Below are 14,699 nucleotides of genomic sequence, written 5' to 3'. Positions count from 1 at the left end.
CAGCATTGAAACTCTTCCCGCCTATCAGGCATTGTTCTGGCCGGTAATGGTACTGGCTGACCCGTAAAGCCCGATCCGGACGAATATCAAGCCGGAGCCGGGTTTGGCTGCACCCCAGCTCCGACTTTATTCCGTACCCCACGGCCCCTCAGGTCGCCATAAGAATGGGGTTGGAATAAAGTTTCAACTGCTCAATTGTCGTATAAATTCAGGACGTTGCCGTTGCAGCCTGCGCAAGCCACTTGTTGAAGGCGGTTCGCTTCTACACGTGCCTCATCCAGTAGCCGATCCCAATCGTCAGGGGGATGGCCGCTCTCCAACATTTTGCGGAAGACTCGGTAGGCATCGTCGCTGCTCCCGTAGGCGTGCTTGGTGTCGTCATCGTTGACCCACGCGAACACGATCACCTTGCTTGGCGCGTGGTATCGAAAAAACAGCCGATATTGCCGGAAGAACTTCGCACGAAACCAGTGTTTGCGGTCTTCGCCGAGGCTAGCACCTTGTCGATATTCGGGTCGGGCCGGCTCCTGCGGAATCACTTCGAATGTCAGCTTGGCGATGGCCGCCAGGCGCATGGTGGCGTTCTTCTGGGTAACACCATTCGGGTCTTTACTCTTGAACCCCTCGACCTGTCGGATCAGCGTTTCAAGCTGATCCAGGAACAACGGATGGGCAAAAACTGCCCAGCCGTTGACAATCAGCGGATCGGACTCACCGCTGCTCATTCATCGTCTGCGGACAAGGCGGCGTCGAGATCGACTTCGACGTCGCCGACCAGCGACTGCAACTGTTGATCCGCTCCATTGATCAGCGACTCGGCCAAATCATCGAATCCACGCTCTCAAGGCCAAGGCGTTACTATCTGCTCCTGAAAGCGGACGCGGGTTCGGTTCCGTGTTCCACCGATCTACCAACCCCCCAGTAAAAACAGCCACTTACAAAAGCCGCTTTTTTATTGTGTAGTTTTATGATCCAACCCAAAGCCCGCGACACCGCCCCTGGTTCCTTCGCCCCTACATGTAGCAAAGTCAAAGCTGGGCCGTGCGGCTTACGGTCTCCCCGCTCCCAATGGCGAAGTTTTCCGACGCTGATCCGCAGCTTCGCCGCAAACTCCATCGGTGTCAGACCCAGGCTATGGTGCAGCTCCGCCACGTTCACCTCATCCAGGCGATGCGTCTTCGGCGGAACAGGTTGCCCCTCAGTCAGCGCAATAGCCTCCTTAAGCCCCTACGCCATACTTTCAAATGCATTGCTTATCGTTTCTTCTCCAATGCCAGTGAGTCCAGCACGTCTACCAGCTTCGCGAGACTGCTTCGGCCCGCTTTCGTAAGGTTGGCCTGCTCGTTCTTACCGAACACTGTCAGCAAGAACAGTGGTAGCCGTTCATCTTGGTAGCACGGCGGAAACTGGCATGGCTGCGCCAAGTCTCAACAGATCGAGAGCTTGAGAGTTCCACCCGGCAACTGCCTCGAAGCCCTGCGAGGTGATCGGAACAGCCAATGCCGCATCCGCATCAACGACCAATGGCGCATCTGCTTCCAATTCGAAGACGGATGATAAAGGGGCCTCCGCAAAAGACGGATAATTCCCTCTCAAATTGAAATCAGCAGAATCTTACGACTACAGACCGAGGTACACGAAAAATGCACGGCAGCTCCTTCCTGATGTGGCGTCTCACCCTGACACAATTTCACACCGTCGTTCGCTTCCCACCGCAGGTCCTCTCTGCCCTGCGGAGAGGGACACTTCTCGCCGCCGCACTTGTGCCTGTTGCCGGTCTCGGCAGCGGCGCTGCTGTTGTCGAAGCGGCCGATTTTTCCCTCGGCCCGCCCGGCCAATTTGCCTCCGGACCGTCCAAGCCGTCGCTCTATGTGCATCAAGCCGAGCGCGGTTTGCTGCAACGCCACGGCGAACGGTGGCTACTGACGCTGCGTGGTTCCGCTCCCAGGCTGTCCGGTTTTGGCAACTCACCCGAGCAGGTCGTCAACTCTCGGGAGCTGGTATCGTTCGTCTCCGGCTGGAAAGATATCTTCGGGGAGGCGAAAGCGACCGCCGCACTGGAGATCACGGACGCACCGGCCAGCCGCAATGTCATCCTGCTCGAACTGGCAGCACCGCAGTTCCGCGGAAGGTCCGACACCGTCAGCTACGAGGTGCATCCATTGACGCAGACTTCCCGCGCATCGCTCGCTACCCTGGCAGCGCGTGCGGACGGCAGCGTCCCAACGCGCTTCGGGCGCGCCTCGCTGTATATCGACGCCACAGGTGGTACGGTTCCCCTCGCCATCTCCTGGACCTCGAATGGCGGAACTTTCGGTTTGTCCTTCGATAATGTCACCCTGTCCCAGGGGTCGCTGATGACCGAATTCACGGAGGGCAACTACCTCTTCATCGGGACGACCGGTATTGATGGACAAAGCTTTAATCCGACGGGCTTGTTCCAGGGCGCCATCCAAGTCAGGGTGACCCTGCCGGCTTCAGGGCCGGTCACGGGGAGCACCAATTTGCCATCAGGATTTTCAATGCAAGCTTCCTTTTGCGGCAGTACCTCCTGGGTGACACTGCCGAACGGCCCGTTTTCCATTTCTCCGCCGTCTGGCGGTTGCTAATCGCGATGATTGTTTGGCGGGCTGGCTATGGCATTTTTACGCATAATTGATGTATAGACGTTCTGAGGCCGGCGGGACTAAACTCGCCAGGAGGAGCCGGCTCGCCCCCCGATGTTCCGCCTGTAACACGGGGGGTTTCCCTTGGGAGGGGAACCCACACACATGATGGGACCCCCATGAAAAGGCGGCTGACTCCATTCGGTGTCACCAAATTCTGACCTAGGAACCAAGATCATGAAAAAAAGAAACCTTGGGCATTTTTTTGCAATAACCTTCATCGCTCTATTCACTCCAATGGCGCTCGCGAATGGAGTTGGCGGCTCACAGAATTCTACCAACATTCAGATTACCGATACCGATACCTGGACAGAGATCAACAAGCAAAAATTTACCGTGAATTCCGGTTCAACGAACTGTGTGGTCACTGGAAGCGCTGACGTTTATCCACCGATCGGAGGAAAAAATAGGCGCTATAACCTCGGACCCAGCAGCTATAACTTCGCACTCACGATTGACAATCAAGCCCCGCCGGTTTCAGGCTCTTGTGTTCGGAGCCTGAATTTTGATCTGGCTGATGGGACCAAGAACACAAAATCAGTCGCCGATACCTGCATATTTCAAAATTTAAGCCAAGGCGAGCACACTGTAACTTTTCTCGCCAATAAATCCAATAAAAAAACCCCCTCCACCACAGTTGACGATAGCAGCATGACATTCAGCTGCTCAGATAATTTGCTTGAAACAGCATCGGCGACCAATCAAAATCTAACCATCGAAAATAATTCAGGTAAAACCATAACCGTTTATATTGGCTTCAACAATGGCACGATGGGAGCATATACTCGCGCCGATTTCCCTGTATGCAACTGGACGAATCCGAATCCTTATATCTGCCAATTCCAGCTCGGCGCAACCAGCCCCAATAATTCACAATCGTTCGCATTGACGAAAGGAAACCTCAATGTAGCGATCTCTGCCGATATCGTCCCTTGGTCAACATGCGGTGGAGGTACTGGATTGACGATGGCCGAGTTGAATTTGAATACTGCAGGAAGTGACTGGTATGACATCAGCCTGGTTAACGGATTTAACTATAGCATGACGATCACCCCTTCCTCCGGAAACGCGATAACAGTTACATCGGAATTCAATAATCAAAATAACCCCGGCGTATTCCCGGCAGGCTGTGATATCTGCACCGGCCCGCAAAACCCACCTACCGGGTCTGGCTGCCCGGGCAGCGCATATCCACAAGAAGGCCATGTCAATGCGCAGCCGCCTTGCCTATATACCCAGCCAACGGTTTCCGCATACACAGTATCTATATTTTAAGCGCATCGTATTATCAAATATCCCCCGGCTATGCCGGGGGATATTTGCAATCCAACGCGTCGACGGCGCAGCTCGGTTGTAGCCATACCACCAAGCCTCCCACTGAAAGAGCGGATTATTTATTGCGTGGCGTCATTCTTCGTCGTGCCAACAGAACCCGTCTCGCGACAACAACTCCGCTGAGGCGGCAGGTCCCCAGGTACCGGCCGCGTACAGCGCGGGCCCGGCAGGATCCGAAGCCCAAGCATTCAGGATCGGCTCCACCCAGCGCCAAGCCTGCTCCAATTCGTCCTGCCGCACGAACAGCGATTGATTGCCTCGGATAATGTCCATCAGCAAACGTTCGTACCCTTCCGCCCGCCGTGTTTTGTTCTTGAACGCACCGGCAAAATTCAGGTCGAGATACACCGGCTGAAGTTCCATCGTATCGCCCGGTTGCTTAGCGTACAAATAAAGACGTATGTATTCATCAGGCTGCAGACGGATCACCAGCTTTGCTGGCGCCCCAGCAGCGCTTGGCGCCACAGGAAATATCTGGTGGGGAACATCTCGGAAATTGATCACGATTTCCGCCAACCGCGTAGGCAGGCGCTTGCCGGTGAAGAGGTAAAACGGCACCCCTGCCCAGCGCCAGTTTGCGATCTCGGCCTTGATCGCCACGAAGGTTTCGGTCTTGCTGTCCGGCGGTATGCCGGCTTCTGCGGTATACGCCACTGCCGGTTTTCCCTGCAACTTGCCGGCGCGATACTGTCCGCGCACGGTCTTCTTGAATACGTCTTCTTCCTTAAATGGTATCAGCGACTCCAACACCTTGAGTTTTTCATCGCGGATCGCGTTGGAATCCAGGCTAACGGGGGGCTCCATAGCAATAAAGCAAAGTAGTTGCAGCAGATGGTTTTGCACCATATCGCGCAGCGCCCCCGTGCCTTCGTAAAACCCGCCGCGACTGCCGATCCCGACCTCTTCGGCTATGGTAATCTGCACATTGCTGATCCATTCCCGCCGCCACAAGGGCTCGAATAGTGCGTTGCCAAATCGCAGCGCCATCAGGTTCTGTACCGATTCCTTGCCCAGGTAATGGTCTATCCGGTATATCTGGTTTTCCCGATAATGCTTACCCACCGCCGCTGTAATCGCGTTACTGGAGGCGAGATCGTGTCCCAGTGGCTTCTCCAGTACTACCCGGCAGTCCGCCCGGTTGAGCCCCTGCCGAGCCAGATTGTCGCAGACGGTGGCGAACAGCGATGGCGCTACGGACAGGAAAAACACATTCACCTCTGCCGGACTTCGCTCCAAAGCCTCCTTCAAAACGGCATACCCGGCCGGTTCGCCGGCATCCACCCGGACATATTGCAAGCGGGAGAGGAATGCTGACCACATCTCATCGTTCCAGTCCACCGTCGGAATGAACTCACGGGCTTTTTCCTCGATTTTCGCCACATACATCTCCTGCGTCAGGTCCTGCCTGCCGAGGCAGTAGATACGCCCATCCGGTACCAACTGACCATTCCTGTCGCACTGATACATGCCCGGTAGAAGCTTGCGGGTGACCAAATCGCCGGTACCGCCAAAAAACACCAGGTTGAATGACTTGGGAAGTTGGAGCTGACTCATCGCTTGATCCTCTTGTTATTGAGAGACCGATCATCAGCCGGTCTCGCTGGGTGACATCCGATGACCTCCCCGGAAAACCGGGTTCCTTTCAACTTCGAATGCTATTCGCCCAAATCCCGCACGTCCAATCGAATCGATGACATCGGTCTCAGCGACGGATTGTTTGCAACGAGCCCAGACCGCGGCCCCCTATTCCGGGACGCTCCCTTCATGGCCGGCCGTTTCGCTACAGACAAATACTGCCTGGAAGAGACGCATGACGAACCACGGCTCGAATACAGTGCTCACCGAGGCAGAATCAATCAACATCGCATATTCTCATCCTGACCCAGGCTGCCCCACGAAGGCGTTGCAGCACGTGTGAGGGTACGCCAGAAAACCTTAGTAACGGTTTCACCTCGGGCACATGTCGGCGGAAGCACCATACTGGTTGCAGTCTCCGATGGCATCAGGTTCTTACGCCCCACCGGCCAGATCGCTCCAGAATCTCCCGGTCCCTTGAAGCCGACGCGACGAACAACGTCATCTCTTTTGAATCATATGTCTGGGATCACAATCCATGCCCGGGAAATCGACTACGGCCCGGCTGTGCATCGGTGATTCCATACGAAGCACCTTGGCATTGGCTCTGCTTATCTAGAAGAACGGAGGCCATGACGCCGTCACCTTACGCGCTAAACCAGGGGCTCGCGCGCTTCCGCTGCTTTGCCGACCTCCATCGAGGTCCCGCGTATTAGCGGGATGAAATCCTGAACCGGGACAACCATGCGAATAATTGAATCTCGACTACCTATGCCGACATATATTTCGAAACCGGCATTGAAATGGAACGCTGCTCCGCTCCTGGCAACCATATTATCCGGAATGTCAGCCGGGTGCATAAGCGACGCCGAATTATTGAAAGAGAACATGAAAACTGCCACCCAGACTGCGGAGCGGCGCGCGGCAACAGATTTGGAATGTACTCACACCCAGACCAAAGTCATAAAACCAAAAGAAGTACCAGGAATTCCTCTAGGCGAGCTTTACAGCGAGTATGATGTCCAGGTCACTGGCTGTGGGAAGCAGATTTCATATACCGTCGAATGCCGCGACCGAAGCGTTTGCTACATAACTATAAAATAGCCGCCAATCTCTCAAAATCGAGGTCACGTCATGTCGATAGATAAACAGAACTTTCGAGCAAGCTGCTCAGCCGTATTTCTTGCTCTGCTCCCTTGTAACGGAGCCAACGCCGAAATAACCGCGAACGACTGGGGCAGTTGGGGACAAGTTGTAGCAGAGGGCGGTCTCGGCTTCATCGATCCCAGTCTTGAAAAGGGACGCTTATGGCTTGAGGGTCAAATGCGTTGGGATAACGACTGGCAACATTGGTACCAGGGTATGGCGCGCGCTGCATTGGGTTATTCTCTCAGCGACAGGGCCACGCTATGGCTCGGCTATACCTATCTGCCCACTCAGAACGTGGGCCAGCCTTATGTAGCACAGCAGGATGTGTGGCCGGCATTCCGATATGTATTGCCAACCGATTTCGGAACCGTGACTTTTCGGACGATGTTCGAGACAAACTTCCTGCGAGGGGATCAACCGCGCTACCGGCCTCGGCAGATGCTCCGCTATATGCGTCCTTTCGATTTTGAGCCTCGATTGAGCATGATCGCCTGGGATGAAGTATTTGTGAACATAAACAGCACCTATTGGGGCGGCCAGGCTGGGTTCAATCAGAATCGCGGATTCATCGGCGGCGGATGGACGTTCGATCCCGGTTTCCGGGTTGAGCTCGGCTATATGAACCAGTATATAGACAGCTCTGACCACCAGCATCAGACCATGCACAACCTCATTATGGGGTCTTTGTTCGTTGGCTTCTGAACAAGGCGTCGATCTCAGTCAGTATCAAGAATACTTTGACAACCGACCCGCGCAGCGACAAATCAGAATTTTTTATAATTGCGGACTTTACCAAACGCAGTGTAGTATGATCGCGCAAGACCGATCCATAGCCAGCAAGAGAAATGTAATCCGTCACTTCGCCTCCTCTCAGATGAGAGGAACCGCATGATGACATTATCTATTGATAGCAGACATAAGAATAACTCCATCCATCCATCCATACTCACACCTTCCCGAAGCGACTCAGCTATGAACTCTCTGATCACGGCCTTCGCCACCGCATTCGTAATACTCCAATTCGTAAGAATCGTTGTTCCGGCGCTGCTCACATCTTATCGGATCACTCGAAATCGGGGGCAGGACAGGGAACATTTTCAACCCAAAGCCGCGGTCATCGTTCCCTGTAAAGGGAGCGAACCCGGCCTCGAAGACAATATTCGCGCCTTCCTGAATCAGGAATATTTGGACTATTCGTTGGTATTTGTAACGGAGAGCTCGAACGACGCGGCATACGCCATCACAGAACGCATCATCTCGCAGAGTTCCCGGCCGGCGCGGCTGATTGTGGGGGGACTGGCGAAGGAATGCGGCCAGAAGGCACATAATCTTTGCGCGGCAGTTCATGCCGTGGAGCAAGACGCGGACATTCTGGTGTTTGCGGATTCGGACGCACATCCGCGATCGAGTTGGCTGGCCGACCTGTGCGCCCCGCTGCTAGATCCGGCGGTCGGCGCGACTACGGGCTACCGTTGGCATATCCCCATCGCAAGCAACTTCTGGTCGGTTCTTCTGGCAAGCTGGAATGCGCAAGGGCTGGTCATGCTGCATGAACGATCCCTCTTTGCATGGGGCGGCTCCATGGCGGTGCGGACCGAGGATTTCAGGCGGCTTGGGATCGAACGGATATGGCAGACCTCGCTGAGCGACGACCTGTCCCTGTCGAAAGCCATTCGCGGCAGCGGACTCAGGATCACGTTCGTCCCCCAGTGTCTGGTCGCAACGCATGCCGATCTGGATATGAGGCAGGTTCTGGAGTTCACGACCCGCCAGATCAGTATGACCCGGCTCTATTTGCGCGACATGTGGTGGCAAGTCGTGGCGGCGCACTCCTTGTACACGGGGGTATTCTGGGGAGGATTGGCGGTTGCCGTTTCCGAAATGACTTCGGCAACCTTTGATGGCCGTCTGATAATCCTGTTGGCGGCGATCATGGCGCTGTCGGCCTGCCACCTCTGGTCAAGACTCACTCTGGCGACATATTGCCTGCCCGAGGTTTACAGTGCCAGCCTGATCCGGACACGCCTGGCCTTCGTGTCCACCGCTCCCCTCGTAACCCTCGTCTATTTGTACAATATCGTCGCTTCCTGCATGACCCGGCGCATCACTTGGCGCGGCATCGTTTACGATGTGGTATCTCCCAACGAAATCAGGGTAACCCGGCCGTCAAACCCGGCGGAATAACCCATCGAAGCACAGCCGAGAACAGACGCTTCAAAACGGCACGTCGTCGTCGAATCCTTCGTCGAACTGGCTGCTTCCGGCACCGCTCCCCCCGGTACTGCCACCGCCATATCCGCCACCCGAACTGCGTGGCTTGGCGCCACCGCCGGCCGGAGGGGCGTCCCAATCCGGTTCGCCCGCCCCCATTCCTCCGCCGCCGCCCATGCCCCCGCCGGCGCGGTCGAGCATCTGCATTTCATTGCCGATGATTTCTGTGGTGTAGCGATCCTGGCCGGTGTTCTTGTCCTGCCATTTTCGGGTCCGAAGGCTCCCTTCGATGTAGACCTTGCTGCCTTTTTTCAGGTATTCCCCGGCGATTTCGGCCAAGCGGCGGTACATGACCACGCTGTGCCATTCGGTGCGTTCCTGAGTCTGGCCGGTCTGCTGGTCTTTCCAGGATTCGCTGGTGGCGATGCGCAGATTGGCGACCGCGCCGCCGTTCGGCATGTAACGCACTTCCGGGTCCGCGCCCAGATTGCCGATGAGTATGACTTTGTTGACGCCTCGACTGGCCATGTTTGATTCTCCGTTGTAAGCCTTAAGCGGGCCGGCTAGGCGCTCGCCGTTTCGTTGAGCAATGCTTCGAGCCGGCTCCGGTCCAGCCGCTCGCGTTCGATTTTGAGATAGGCCACCCCGTCGTCGGGGACGACCACGGCATCGGCGATGCCGGGGACGCCGCGCAGGCGCGCCGACAGATCGGCCGCCGCGGCGGCGCTGATTTCGCCGAGATTGACCATGAGGCTGCTCAGGTGCCGCGGCTTCTGCATGCCAAAGGCGACCGCCAGCCACGCCAGGGCGATGGCGGCACAGAACAGGAACACGGCCGGAATGCCGTAATGCCCCTGAATCCAGCCCGCCCCGGCACCGCCCACGAACGCCCCGAGGAACTGGGTCGTGGAATACACGCCCATGGCCGTGCCTTTGAGGTCGGGCGGGGCCACCTTGGAAATCATCGAAGGGAGGGTGGCTTCCAGCAGGTTGAAGCCGGTGAAGAACAGGTACAGCAGTATTCCGATACCCAGCGTGGTCGGCGTGAGGCCGGCGAGGCCCGCGTCGACGGCGGCGGTCAGTAGAATGAAGAACAGAAAAACCGGCTTCATTTGCCGCTTCTTCTCGGCCACGATCACGAACGGCACCATGCTGACCAGCGACAGCACGAACACCGGCAGATAGATCTTCCAGTGGTCCGGCGTGTCCATATGCAACTCGTCGCGCAGAATCAGCGGCAGAGCGACGAAGGTAGCGGTCAGGATGGCGTGGAGGGCGAAGATGCCGAAATCCAGACGCACCAGTTCCGGATTGGCCAGCACGCTGGCAAAGCGCGCAGGCTGCGCCTCGGTGTCGCGGTGGAAGCGGAGCAAGCGCGGCGTGGGCACTGCGGTGTAGAGCACGGCGATGCCCAGCAGCGCCAAGCCGGCGACGGTCCAGAAGATGCCCTTGACGCCGATCCAGCCGGACAGTACCGGGCCGGCTACCATGGAAAACGCGAAGGAGATGCCGATGCTGATACCGATCAGTGCCATCGCCTTGGTGCGGTGCTCCTCCTGGGTGAGGTCGGCGGCCAGCGCCATGACCACCCCGGCGACGGCGCCCGCCCCCTGCAGCGCGCGGCCCGCGACGATGCCGTAGATCGAATCGGCCACCGCCGCCATGACGCTGCCGGCGGCGAACATCAGGAGGCCGATGACGATGAGCGGCTTGCGCCCGAAGCGGTCCGACCAGATGCCGAAGGGAATCTGGAACACGGCCTGGGTCAGGCCGTAGGCGCTGATGGCCAAGCCGATCAAGGCCGGCGTCGCGTCGGGCAGGTCTCGCGCATAGATCGAGAAAACGGGCAGGATCATGAACAAGCCCAGCATGCGGAACATATAGATCGCCGCGAGCGAAATGGCAGCCCGGATTTCGGTGCGGGTCATCGGGCTGTCGATATCGATAGTGTGGCGCACGAGTGCGTCTCCTTGAGGGGCGCTTCCAAACTTCTAATGGTACCAGCTTCACCGCACCCTGGGGCGTCCGGCAACCCGCCGGCAGGACTGGCGTCTACATCAGGACGCCTTTCACAGGATCCAGCGGCGGCGGGATTTCGGTTTCGCCGAGCTGCTGCCTGAGATCGATTTCAACGGTGCGGCATAGTGCCGACATGGGCGTGTCGTTGACGTGGTTCTCGAACGGGTCGCGCAGTTCCGAGCCGAGCCGCTCGATGGTGACGAACACGAAAGCCAGCAACGTCTCCATGACGATGGCCACCGCGTCGAAGCGCTGGTCGGTCTGGATCAGACTGAACGGGATCAGGCTGGCGACCAGCCAGACGAAGGCATGGGTGTGAAACCGGAAACGGTCGGGAAACGCGGTGCGTTTGATGCGTTCGCAGCCTCCCTGGATGTCATAGAGCAGATTGAGGGAATCGTCGATCTGCAACAAAATCTGCTGCTCTGCCCAGGCGGTGCCGACGATTTCGGCCAGCCTTTCGGCCTGGCGCTGGATCAGCTGTGTCGGCACATTGCGCGCATGCCGCAACCGCTCCAGTTCGCTCGCCCCGAGCCAGCCGCCGAAAATTCGCCAGTCTTCCTCCGCCAGGCCGCCGCCGGAGCGCAGACCGATGCGCAATGCATTGACGTAGGCGATCTGCCGGTGGAGCAGTTCCCGCTGCAACGCCTCAGCCTGAGCCTCGTCCGCGATTGCCGCGATGCGCTTTGATGTCAGCAAGGTCGTGACCTGGCGCCCGAACGACCGGCTCACGTTGACCAGCTGCCCCCACAGGCGCCGCGCTTCCCACCAGCGCTCATAGCACTGGTTGACCTGGAATCCGAGGAAGATCGACATGGCGGTGATCAGGACGCTCACCGGCAGCAACGGGAGCGCGGTGTGTTCCAGGCGGGTGTACTCGTAGATGAACTCAGCCAGCAGCGCCAGCGCCAGGAAATAGAGCAAGGCGGGCCAGTCGCTACGCAAGGCCCGCCATAGGGTAGTGCCGCTTCGGACGATCATGACTGTCTCCTGACTCGGAAAAGGAACCGGGAAGCGAGTTTCTCCAGACCTACCGCCCAGAAGATCACGGCGCCTCCCGCCAGGGTCAGCAGCCATTCGTCCGGTCCGATGGGCTCGGAATGAAACAGCCAGTGCATGACTGGCGCGTAGACGAAGCCGGCCTGCGCCAGCAGCATCGCGCCGATCCCGCCCCAGATCCAAGGGTTGGAAAACACGCCCAACTTCAGCATCGAATGGCTGAGGGAGCGGCAGTTGAGCAGATAGAAGGCCTGGCCGACGCAAAAGAAGTTGACCGCTGCGGTACGCGCCTTGTCGACGCTGTCCTCGTGGCTCAGCTCCCATTCGAACAAGCCGAACGAACCCGCGCACAGCAGCAGCCCCACCCAGAAGGTGCGGAACACCAGTCCGCGGGTGAGGATAGGCTGCTCGGGATGGCGCGGCGGCCGCCGCATGATGTCCGGCTCCTTGGCCTCGAAGGCCAAGGGCAGGCCGAGAAGCACGGCGGTGGTCATGTTGATCCAGAGGATTTGCCCAGGAAGGATGGGCAGGGCGATACCCGCGAACACCGCGATCAGAATCACCAAGCCCTGGCCGATGTTGGTGGGGAGGGTCCAGGTAATGAATTTCACCAGGTTGTCGTAGACGCCCCGCCCCTCCTCCACGGCGGCAGCGATCGAAGCGAAGTTATCGTCGGTGAGGACCATGGCGGCGGCCTCCTTGGACACCTCGGTGCCGGTGATGCCCATGGCCACGCCGATGTTGGCCTGGCGCAGCGCGGGAGCATCGTTCACCCCGTCCCCGGTCATGGCGACGATATGGCCGCGCTCCTGCAGCGCCTGGACGAGGCGCAGCTTCTGCTCCGGCGCGACTCGGGCGAACACCGCCGTCCGCTCGGCGACCTCGGGCAGCGCCGGGTCAGGAATCGCGGCCAAGGCTCTGCCGTCGATGGCATTCACCTTCGTACCCTCGCCGTTCAGGCCGATCTGCGCCGCGATCGCGACGGCGGTGCCGATGTGGTCGCCGGTGATCATCTTCACCCCGATGCCCGCGGCACGGCAAGAAGCGACGGCCCGGACCGCCTCGGGCCGGGGCGGATCGATCATGCCTTGCAGGCCGAGAAAGCTCAGGCCGGCGCTCACATGCACATGCTCCACCGTGGGATCGTCGGACAACCGCTCGCCGCGGGCGAATGCCAGAACTCGCAGGCCTTGAGCCGCCATGGCGTCCACTTCGCGATGGATGGCGTCCGGATCGAGCGGTTCCGGCACCATGCCCCTGCCGAAGGCCGAACCGCAGCGGCTCAGAATGCTTTCCACGGAACCCTTCAGATACACGTGGCGGGCATTTTCGGCCCGGTTATGGTGAAGGGTCGCCATGAACTGATGCGCAGATTCGAAGGGAATGGCATCCAAGCGGGGGTGCGACTCGGTCGTGGCCCCCTGATGCAGGCCCACCTTGTGGGCGCAGACCAGCAGCGCCGCTTCGGTGGGATCCCCTTCGATTCGCCAGAGCCCGTCCTCCCGCACCAGCCGGGCGTCGTTGCAAAGCAAACCGGCTTTGAGGGTTTCCAGCAGGACCGGATAGCCGGCGGGATCGATCTCGCTGCCATCGCAGCGGAACTCACCCTCGGGGGCATAGCCGGAACCGCCCACCTCGAACCGGTCTCCGCCTGCACGGACGGCTTTGACGGTCATCTGGTTCTGGGTGAGGGTTCCGGTCTTGTCCGAACAGATGATGGTGGTGCCGCCAAGGGTCTCCACTGCCGGCAGCTTGCGGATGATGGCGTGGCGGCCGGCCATGCGCCGCACGCCGATGGCCAGGGTGATGGTCACGGCCACCGGTAATCCTTCCGGAATCGCGGCAACCGCCAGCGCCACCGAGGCGATGTACGTCCCTACCAGGTCTTCACCGCGCCAATAGCCGGCCAGGAAGGTGAGCGCCGCGAGCGCGACGATGAACCACATCAGCACCCGGCTGAAATGGCCGATCTTGCGGATCAAGGGCGTTTCCAGTTCGCCGGCCTCCCGGATCATCCGATTGATACGCCCGATTTCCGTGGCATCGCCGGTGGCGACGACGATTCCGACGCCGGTCCCATAGCTCACCAGGGTGGAGGAATAGGCCATGTTATTGCGGTCGGCCAGGAGGGTATCGACCGGCAAAGCGGCGGATCCCTTCTCGACCGGCACCGATTCACCGGTCAGGGTCGATTCATCGATCTGCAGTTCCTTGTGACGCAGCAGGCGCAGATCCGCCGGCACCTTGTCGCCGGACTGCAGAAACACGAGGTCGCCGGGCACCAGATCCTCGGCCGGTACTACCCGCCGGCTCCCCTCCCGCAGGACTGCCGCGCTCTGACTGAGTGCCCGCGCCAATGCATCGATGGACCGCAGCGCGTTGATCTCCTGGATGAAGCCGATTACCGCATTGACGAAAACAACGCCGAAGATGACGGCGGAATCCACCCAGCTCTTGAGGAAGCCCGTTACGCCGGCGGAAACCAGGAGAATGTAGATGAGCGGGTGGTGGAATTGGGACAGGAACAGGGCGATGGCGCTTTTGCCCCGCTTGGGCGTAAGTCGGTTGGGACCGTGGCGCTCGCGCCGCCGCTCGACTTCGCTTTCACCGAGCCCTCGTGCTGCGTCGACGCCGAGAAGCTCCGGAACGGAGCCGGCCGGAACATGATGCCAGGGGTGCAGATTCGGTTCGTGCATGACGTCCCTCCAGGATGGGGCGAGAAGCGCCGGATCGAGTCTTGATGTT

General features: G+C 58.9%; 11 protein-coding genes. 5 read left to right on the top strand and 6 right to left on the bottom strand.

Annotation, left to right across the window (positions count from 1 at the left end):
- Nucleotides 1-191 precede the first annotated feature (191 nt).
- The gene (locus OOT43_RS15105) at nt 192-725 is read right to left on the bottom strand and encodes a type II toxin-antitoxin system YhaV family toxin (RefSeq protein ID WP_266021385.1); all 534 of its coding nucleotides are present in this window, start codon (nt 723-725) and stop codon (nt 192-194) included.
- Nucleotides 726-1,434: 709 nt separating this feature from the next.
- On the opposite strand from OOT43_RS15105, the gene OOT43_RS15100 reads away from it, so the two are divergent.
- The 3 genes from OOT43_RS15100 to OOT43_RS15090 all read left to right on the top strand — a co-directional run bounded on the left by OOT43_RS15100 (nt 1,435) and on the right by OOT43_RS15090 (nt 3,941).
- Nucleotides 1,435-1,557 carry a type II toxin-antitoxin system RelE/ParE family toxin gene (locus OOT43_RS15100; protein WP_266024943.1) on the top strand — a complete coding sequence of 41 codons (123 nt, stop codon included), beginning with the start codon at nt 1,435-1,437 and terminating at the stop codon, nt 1,555-1,557.
- 86 nt (nt 1,558-1,643) lie between these two features.
- A complete protein-coding gene (locus OOT43_RS15095) occupies nt 1,644-2,609 on the top strand; it encodes a hypothetical protein (protein ID WP_266021384.1) in 966 nt (321 codons plus the stop codon).
- Between the two features lie 234 nt (nt 2,610-2,843).
- Nucleotides 2,844-3,941, top strand: coding sequence for a thaumatin family protein (locus OOT43_RS15090; protein WP_266021383.1), 1,098 nt, complete (start codon nt 2,844-2,846; stop codon nt 3,939-3,941).
- Between the two features lie 132 nt (nt 3,942-4,073).
- Here OOT43_RS15090 and zwf read toward each other — a convergent pair whose 3' ends face one another.
- Nucleotides 4,074-5,555, bottom strand: coding sequence for a glucose-6-phosphate dehydrogenase (zwf, locus tag OOT43_RS15085; RefSeq protein ID WP_266021382.1), 1,482 nt, complete (start codon nt 5,553-5,555; stop codon nt 4,074-4,076).
- 1,155 nt (nt 5,556-6,710) lie between these two features.
- Here zwf and OOT43_RS15080 point away from each other — a divergent pair.
- Complete coding sequence (locus OOT43_RS15080) at nt 6,711-7,427, top strand: DUF2490 domain-containing protein (RefSeq protein ID WP_266021381.1); 717 nt, start codon at nt 6,711-6,713, stop codon at nt 7,425-7,427.
- Between the two features lie 270 nt (nt 7,428-7,697).
- A complete protein-coding gene (locus OOT43_RS15075; protein WP_266021380.1) occupies nt 7,698-8,909 on the top strand; it encodes a glycosyltransferase in 1,212 nt (403 codons plus the stop codon).
- 30 nt (nt 8,910-8,939) lie between these two features.
- Here the strand turns inward: OOT43_RS15075 and ssb are convergent, their stop codons facing one another.
- The 4 genes from ssb to OOT43_RS15055 form a co-directional block, all read right to left on the bottom strand.
- On the bottom strand, nt 8,940-9,464 hold the full coding sequence (gene ssb, locus OOT43_RS15070; protein ID WP_266021379.1) for a single-stranded DNA-binding protein: 525 nt from the start codon (nt 9,462-9,464) through the stop codon (nt 8,940-8,942).
- A 35-nt stretch (nt 9,465-9,499) separates the two neighbouring features.
- Complete coding sequence (locus tag OOT43_RS15065; RefSeq protein ID WP_317134005.1) at nt 9,500-10,894, bottom strand: MFS transporter; 1,395 nt, start codon at nt 10,892-10,894, stop codon at nt 9,500-9,502.
- Nucleotides 10,895-10,988: 94 nt separating this feature from the next.
- Entirely contained in the window at nt 10,989-11,936 is a 948-nt protein-coding gene (locus tag OOT43_RS15060) for a bestrophin family protein (RefSeq protein WP_266021378.1), read from the bottom strand.
- Entirely contained in the window at nt 11,933-14,650 is a 2,718-nt protein-coding gene (locus OOT43_RS15055) for a cation-transporting P-type ATPase (RefSeq protein WP_266021377.1), read from the bottom strand. Before OOT43_RS15055 ends, OOT43_RS15060 begins: the two co-directional genes overlap by 4 nt.
- Between the last annotated feature and the right edge of the window lie 49 nt (nt 14,651-14,699).

It is taken from the genome of Methylococcus mesophilus (assembly GCF_026247885.1).
Taxonomy (GTDB): Bacteria; Pseudomonadota; Gammaproteobacteria; order Methylococcales; family Methylococcaceae; genus Methylococcus; species Methylococcus mesophilus.
Note: the sequence above shows the minus strand (reverse complement) of the source record. Positions and strands in the feature narration are given on the sequence as shown.

Bases quoted from the DNA above. Each gene is read 5' to 3' on its own strand.
- zwf (WP_266021382.1), bottom strand. From the start codon at position 5,555: ATGAGTCAGCTCCAACTTCCCAAGTCATTCAACCTGGTGTTTTTTGGC.
- ssb (WP_266021379.1), bottom strand. From the start codon at position 9,464: ATGGCCAGTCGAGGCGTCAACAAAGTCATACTCATCGGCAATCTGGGC.
- OOT43_RS15055 (WP_266021377.1), bottom strand. From the start codon at position 14,650: ATGCACGAACCGAATCTGCACCCCTGGCATCATGTTCCGGCCGGCTCC.
- OOT43_RS15105 (WP_266021385.1), bottom strand. From the start codon at position 725: ATGAGCAGCGGTGAGTCCGATCCGCTGATTGTCAACGGCTGGGCAGTT.
- OOT43_RS15095 (WP_266021384.1), top strand. From the start codon at position 1,644: ATGCACGGCAGCTCCTTCCTGATGTGGCGTCTCACCCTGACACAATTT.
- OOT43_RS15090 (WP_266021383.1), top strand. From the start codon at position 2,844: ATGAAAAAAAGAAACCTTGGGCATTTTTTTGCAATAACCTTCATCGCT.
- OOT43_RS15060 (WP_266021378.1), bottom strand. From the start codon at position 11,936: ATGATCGTCCGAAGCGGCACTACCCTATGGCGGGCCTTGCGTAGCGAC.
- OOT43_RS15075 (WP_266021380.1), top strand. From the start codon at position 7,698: ATGAACTCTCTGATCACGGCCTTCGCCACCGCATTCGTAATACTCCAA.
- OOT43_RS15080 (WP_266021381.1), top strand. From the start codon at position 6,711: ATGTCGATAGATAAACAGAACTTTCGAGCAAGCTGCTCAGCCGTATTT.